General features: G+C 28.4%; 5 protein-coding genes and 1 other annotated feature. Of the genes, 1 reads left to right on the top strand and 4 read right to left on the bottom strand.

What is annotated here, in order from left to right; genetic code table 11:
• Positions 1-93 precede the first annotated feature (93 nt).
• The 3 genes from AAT22_RS08210 to AAT22_RS08205 all read right to left on the bottom strand — a co-directional run bounded on the left by AAT22_RS08210 (position 94) and on the right by AAT22_RS08205 (position 4418).
• The gene (locus AAT22_RS08210; protein ID WP_047000856.1) at positions 94-2736 is read right to left on the bottom strand and encodes a valine--tRNA ligase; all 2643 of its coding nucleotides are present in this window, start codon (positions 2734-2736) and stop codon (positions 94-96) included.
• Positions 2737-2860: 124 nt separating this feature from the next.
• Positions 2861-3082: a binding site (T-box leader), on the bottom strand.
• A gap of 171 nt (positions 3083-3253) precedes the next feature.
• Complete coding sequence (locus tag AAT22_RS19540) at positions 3254-3379, bottom strand: CPC_1213 family protein (RefSeq protein WP_016206734.1); 126 nt, start codon at positions 3377-3379, stop codon at positions 3254-3256.
• Positions 3380-3473: 94 nt separating this feature from the next.
• On the bottom strand, positions 3474-4418 hold the full coding sequence (locus AAT22_RS08205) for a carbohydrate kinase family protein (protein ID WP_047000855.1): 945 nt from the start codon (positions 4416-4418) through the stop codon (positions 3474-3476).
• Positions 4419-4667: 249 nt separating this feature from the next.
• Here AAT22_RS08205 and AAT22_RS08200 point away from each other — a divergent pair, with 249 nt between their 5' ends.
• Entirely contained in the window at positions 4668-5024 is a 357-nt protein-coding gene (locus tag AAT22_RS08200) for a tetratricopeptide repeat protein (protein ID WP_016209222.1), read from the top strand.
• A 442-nt stretch (positions 5025-5466) separates the two neighbouring features.
• On the opposite strand, the gene AAT22_RS08195 is transcribed toward AAT22_RS08200, so the two are convergent.
• A complete protein-coding gene (locus AAT22_RS08195; RefSeq protein ID WP_047000854.1) occupies positions 5467-6537 on the bottom strand; it encodes a transglutaminase-like domain-containing protein in 1071 nt (356 codons plus the stop codon).
• Between the last annotated feature and the right edge of the window lie 9 nt (positions 6538-6546).

Raw genomic sequence — 6546 nt, 5'->3', positions numbered from 1 at the left:
ACCATAAGGGGATTATACTAATAAGGGAGCTTTTTAATTCAAAATATTTTAAGTAATTTAAAATAAATTACGACAATAATTCTTTTATTAATTTTATTTTAATGCATCTATTCTAACTAAAACTGCCTCTAGCATTTCATTATATTTTTCTCTTTTTTCTTTTTCTCCATCTATTACAGCTTGTGGTGCTTTAGCTACAAAACCTTGGTTAGATAATTTTTTATCTATTCTTTCCACTTCGCCTCCTAGCTTTTTCTTTTCTTTATTTAATCTTTCAAGTTCTTTTTCTTTATCTACTAAGTCTAGAAGTGGCATAAATAACTCTCCACCTTTAACTACTAGTGACACAGCATTTTCTGGAACTTGTGCTTTATCTTCTATAAATGCAACTTCTGATGCAGATGCTAATTTTTCAATATAATGAACTCCTGCTGTAAATGCATCTTTTGCTTCATTTGTAGTATAAGCTATAACTTTAGCTTTTCTTGATGGTGGTACATTCATTTCAGCTCTAACATTTCTTAATCCCTTAATAGCTTCAATTATAAAGTCCATATCCTTTTCAGCTTTTTCGTTATTTAAGTCTTCATTATATTCTGGCCAATTTGAAATTACTATTGATTCACCATCAGTTAAAGTAGTGTATATTTCTTCAGTTATAAATGGCATTACTGGGTGTAGAAGCTTAAGTCCTGTTTTAAGAACTTCATTTAGAACATTATAAACTATTCCTTTTTGCTTTTCATCTTCACCGTATAATACACCTTTAACTAATTCTATATACCAATCACAGAACTCTGTCCACATGAAGTCATAAACCTTTTGAAGCGCAATTCCAAGCTCATATTTTTCCATGTTTTCAGTTACTTCTTTAACTAAAGAATTCATTTTTGAAAGAATGTATTTATCTGCTAAGCTATATTCCTTGCAATCTGCATATTTATCCATTATTTCTTTATCAAGATTCATCATAACAAATCTTGAAGCATTCCACATCTTATTTGCAAAGTTTCTAGCCGCTTCAACTCTTTCTGGAATATACCTTATATCATTTCCTGGAGAATTTCCTGTAACAAGCATAAATCTTAAGGCGTCTGCTCCATATTCATCTATAACTTCAAGCGGATCTACTCCATTGCCCAAAGATTTACTCATTTTTCTTCCTTGAGCATCTCTTATAATACCATGAATTAAAACTGTATCAAATGGAGTTTCATCCATATTGTGTATTCCAGAGAATATCATTCTTGCGACCCAGAAGAAGATAATATCATATCCAGTAACTAATACATTTGTTGGATAGAAATATTCTAAATCCTCTGTTTTATTTGGCCAACCTAAAGTTGAAAAAGGCCATAGTGCTGATGAGAACCAAGTATCTAATACATCTTCATCTTGATGTAAGTGCTTAGATCCACACTTAGGACAAATTTCTGGTGCATTTTCTTGAACTATCATTTCTCTACAATCATTACAGTACCAAACTGGGATTCTATGTCCCCACCATAATTGTCTTGATATACACCAATCTTGAATGTTTTCCATCCAGTTGAAGTATATTTTATCAAATCTTTCTGGAACAAACTTAGTCTTATTAGTTTTAACTGCTTCAATTGATGGTTTTGCTAAAGATTCCATTTTAACATACCATTGCTTTGAAATTATAGGTTCAACTGTAGTTCCACATCTATCATGAGTTCCAACATTATGATTGTGAGGTTTAACTTTTACTAATAAACCTAACCCCTCTAAATCTTTAACCATTTGTTTTCTAGCTTCATATCTATCTAAACCTTGATATTTTCCACCTAACTCATTAATAACACCCTTATCATCCATAACTCTTATTTGTGGTAGGTTATGTCTAAGTCCTACTTGGAAATCATTTGGATCATGAGCTGGAGTTATTTTAACCGCACCAGTTCCAAATTCTATATCCACATAGTCATCTCCAACTATTGGAATTTCTCTATCTGTTAGTGGTAGTTTTAATGTTTTTCCTATTAAATGCTTGAATCTATCATCATTTGGATTTACAGCTACAGCAGTATCTCCAAGTAATGTTTCAGGTCTTGTAGTTGCAATTTCTAGATAACCACTTCCATCAGATAATGGATAATTTATATGCCAAAAACTTCCTTCCTTTTCTTCATATTCTATTTCAGCATCTGAAAGAGCTGTAGTACATTTAGGACACCAGTTAGTTATTCTGTTTCCTTGATAAATTAAGCCCTCATTATATAGCTTAACAAAAACAGTTCTAACAGCTTTATTTAAGTTTTCATCCATTGTAAAAGCTTCTCTTGAAAAATCACAAGAAACGCCCATCTTTTTAAGCTGATTTCTTATAGTACCTCTATATTCATCAGACCATTCCCAAACTTTTTCTAAAAATGCTTCTCTTCCCATTTCCTTTTTAACTAATCCTTGCTTTAAAAGTTCATTTTCAACCTTAACCTCAGTTGCAATAGAAGCATGATCTTGTCCTGGAAGCCATAAAGTACAATAACCTTGCATTCTTTTAAATCTTATTAGCATATCTTGAAGTGTATTATCAAGAGCATGACCTAAATGAAGCTTTCCTGTTATATTCGGTGGCGGCATAACTATTGAAAATGGCTTCTTATTTTTATCAATTATTGGTGTAAAATATTTTTTTTCTTCCCAAGTTTTATAAATTCTTTCCTCAAATTCTTTTGGATTATATGTAGTAGCTAAATTATTATTTTCTAACATATATTTTCCTCCTTTATTTCCTTCTTATTTAAAAGCTAACAGTTTTTAATGTTTTATGATTAAAATCATAAAAATACTATTAAGCCTATTTTTTATTTTAAAAATAAAAAAAGAGCCTTCATCACAAAAGGACGAAGACTCGCGGTACCACCTTTTTTCTTACCATAATTTATTATGATAAGCTCTTTATTTTATAACGACTAAGACAGCCGTCCTTACTTACTTAGTTTCAGTAAAGATGCTCAAAAGCTACCTTCAGGATACTCTAATATAGAAGGCTTACAGCCTATGACCTTCATTCTCTTTATATATTGTATTCCTTACTCCTCTTTATCATTGCTTTTATATATGATTTTTAAAACTATATTATATCAGATTATCAGTTTTGTCAATATTTCCATAATGAAAATGCATATTGTAATCAATAATTTATTTTTATTTTATTTATATCTTTCAAATCATAATAAGTTAAGAGGCTATTAATAATAGCCTCTTAACTTAACATATTAAAACTTTATTAAATTTTAAAATCTCTACGATCATGCTCTTTTGCTTTTGGTTCTCCATAAACTGCTTTTACACTTTCAACTTGTGGATTATGATTTATATGCTTTTTATGACTATTCTTTGGTTTGTTACTCATTTCTTTCACCTCCAAGTTTATATACTTATCTTATGCAAAAGAAACTATTTTATTTTATTTAATCTTAAGAAATAAAGGTGAAATTATGTAACTATTAATCTTCTAACCATTCTAGCTTTTTTATATATTCATTAACAAACTTTTCACTCATAGATGGATTTATAGTGTCTTCGTGAGTTATTGTTATTGTTGACATTGCAATAGCATATTTAACAGTGTCTTTAATAGACATATTATTCATATATCCATATCCAACTCCTGCAACAAAAGAATCTCCCGCACCAGTAACATTTTTCACTTCTATATTATTAGTTGAAATCTTACCCATTTCTTTACAATTCTTATAATATATGCCATCTGCATCAAGACTTATAAATACATTTTTTACTCCTAAAGATAAAAAGTATTCTGCAGCTTTTTTTAAATCTTCATTATTCTCTATTTTGAATCCACATAAAACCTCAGCTTCTAATCTGTTTGGTTTAATAGTATGAAAATATTTAACCAAATGTTTGATTTTTTCTGCTTTAGTAGCTGAAACAGGATCTAAAATAAATTTAGTTTTTCCTTGAAAATTTGTCAAAATATATTCTAATAATTTAGGATTGTCTGAATCTAATATTGTATATTCTGCATTTTCAATTATATGTGCCTTTGAATCTATAAAACTAGCTCTCATATTATTAAGTCTGTCCATATCTACTATTGCAGATTCCATTTCACCGTCTTCATTTAAAATAGCCATGTATGTTGGTGTATATTCATTTTCTAAAATCAATGAATGCTTCATACTATATCCTATTTTTTTTGAATTCTCCAAAATGTTTCTACCTTGATCATCTCCACCTAAAATAGAAATAAATTCAGTATTAACATTAACTCTTGCTAAATTTTCTGCAATATTTCTACAAACTCCGCCTAAAGATATTTTAATATTTCCAGGTATGGAGTCCTTTCCATGATATTTTTTTCTACTAAAGCCTATTATATCTACTATTGATGCTCCTAATACTAATATATATGGATTATTATTACACATATCATCTCTCCTGCTCTTTTAAATCCGTTCCTAAAAAACATAAATATATTATATTAGAGAACCATAAAAAAATAAAGATAATTTTACAAAGTTTGTCGAATTTTATTTTATATTACAATTTAAAATTGCTATTATTTTTCATTTTTTTAATTTTTGTACATTATTAAGTTAGTTTTCATATATTGAATATTAACTTATACATCTGTCAATAATTTAGACACATATTACTTGTAATCCTTGGAGGTAAAAATGAATTACTTTAATGAAGGCAATAAATACTACAACCTTAAAGATTTTAAGAAAGCAATAGATTTTTATAATATGTCAATTGAAAATAATGAAAATACAACATGTTCCTACTATAATGCTGGTGTTTGTTATATAAAACTTAAAAATTTTGACTCTGCTATAAAAATGATAAAAAGAGCACTTGCTATGCAACAAGAAAGTAAGTACTTTTTTAACCTAGCTTATTGTTATGCAATGAAAGAAGAAATAAAAAAAGCCTTGATTTATTTCAATCTGGCTTGGTCTTTAGATAATTCTGATGATGATTGCGAAAAAGCTATTAATTTAATAATATCTAAAAATAAAAAAGCTCAATAGTTTTAAATTGCGAAGCATTTTTCAGTTCACAGTTCACAAGGCACAGTGCACAGTTATTTTTATTTTATAGGTAACAGGGAACAAGCTCAATTATAGTCCGCTACACTTAACTAAGTTTTTAATTTTCCTCACCAATTATTTTTTACCAATAACTTAATTCATTATTAATTTAAATTCTTAATATAAGTTGGCGAAGGTAAATAGGATATGTGAAATAAGCATATAGCGAGAAACTAGAAGTACTTCGTGAAGGAAGAACTACTATGCCTCTTAGTGTTGTTGGTTTGTCTGAGCGCAGCGAGTTTAACCAAAACTCTTGGCATAGTAGTTCTCCGAGCCTAGTACTTCTTTGCGTAGCTATTTAGCTTATGAAACATATCTATTTATCGTAGCCTTTATATTCGCAATTTAAAACTATTACGCATTGTTAATTATTAATTAATCAATTCCATTCTCCTGCTATTTGTGGATTTAAATGGTCTTCATAAAAATCTTCATTATCAAAGTAATCTCCTGCTAAATAAAATGTTGGATCTACGTTAATCCAAATTCCTTCTTCTTTAAGATACACTTGATTCCATGCATGTGGACCATAATTTTCACCATCGAAAGCATCTCCTGTAACTATTCGTGTTCCCAATCCTACTGATTTTGCCATAGCAACATAAAGACAAGAATAATCAAAGCAAATTCCACTTCTTGTATTCCATGCTTCTATTGCTCCACTATTGCTTACCCCCTCTGGACCTAATGCTTTTTCAGCCTTTGAAAAATCATATTTTATATTTGATCCAATCCATGAATATAATTTTTTTGCCTTTTCTCTATCACTTTTGCTATTTCCAACTATTTCAATTGCTTTTTGATCAATTTCATTTGATGACATTATCCCCTCTTCTAAAGTTACACCATTATAATACACTATTACATTTGAATTTGCTGGAATATACTCCTTAAAATCATTATAAGATATTACAGGTTTGTTTATTGATATTATACGTTCTAATGTTCCATATCCTTTTATATCATTAAATAGGTTAATTTTCATACCTCTTCCAAAGGTTGTATTATAAGTCACAATTCCCATAAACATAATTAAAATAATAACTAATCCTTTTAAAAATCCAAAAAGTGATGAAAATAATACTATTCTTATTTTCCCTTTATTTAATAAACCTTTATAAGTTCTTGTTAAAGGATTATTTAGGCATTTTAAAACAAAATAAATTATTGTTTGTATAAATAGAAAAACTACTGCAAGCATTAATGCTTTAAATAAATTACTACTAATTAAAGTATCTGCTGAATAATTATTTGCAAACTTCAATATAGCTAAATATATATCTTCTAAATTAATAATCATTATTAAAAATGTTATGAAAATAGAAAAATAATAAAGTAACCTCTTTAAAGAATACTCAGCAGTTTCTTCTTCTAATGAACCTTGTAAACTGCCTTTTATTGAAAAAAGCATTAATAAAGCACATAAAATATATGGCAAATATGTAATCATTAATGTCTC

This window comes from Clostridium sp. C8 (genome assembly GCF_001010885.1).
Lineage (GTDB): Bacteria > Bacillota > Clostridia > Clostridiales > Clostridiaceae > Clostridium > Clostridium sartagoforme.
The sequence above is the reverse complement of the archived record's forward strand: the minus strand, read 5'-3'. Positions and strand labels throughout refer to the sequence as shown.

Excerpts from the sequence above, each read along its gene's own strand:
- AAT22_RS08210 (WP_047000856.1), bottom strand. The coding sequence starts at position 2,736 with ATGTTAGAAAATAATAATTTAGCTACTACATATAATCCAAAAGAATTT.
- AAT22_RS08195 (WP_047000854.1), bottom strand. The coding sequence starts at position 6,537 with ATGATTACATATTTGCCATATATTTTATGTGCTTTATTAATGCTTTTT.
- AAT22_RS08200 (WP_016209222.1), top strand. The coding sequence starts at position 4,668 with ATGAATTACTTTAATGAAGGCAATAAATACTACAACCTTAAAGATTTT.
- AAT22_RS08205 (WP_047000855.1), bottom strand. The coding sequence starts at position 4,418 with ATGTGTAATAATAATCCATATATATTAGTATTAGGAGCATCAATAGTA.
- AAT22_RS19540 (WP_016206734.1), bottom strand. The coding sequence starts at position 3,379 with ATGAGTAACAAACCAAAGAATAGTCATAAAAAGCATATAAATCATAAT.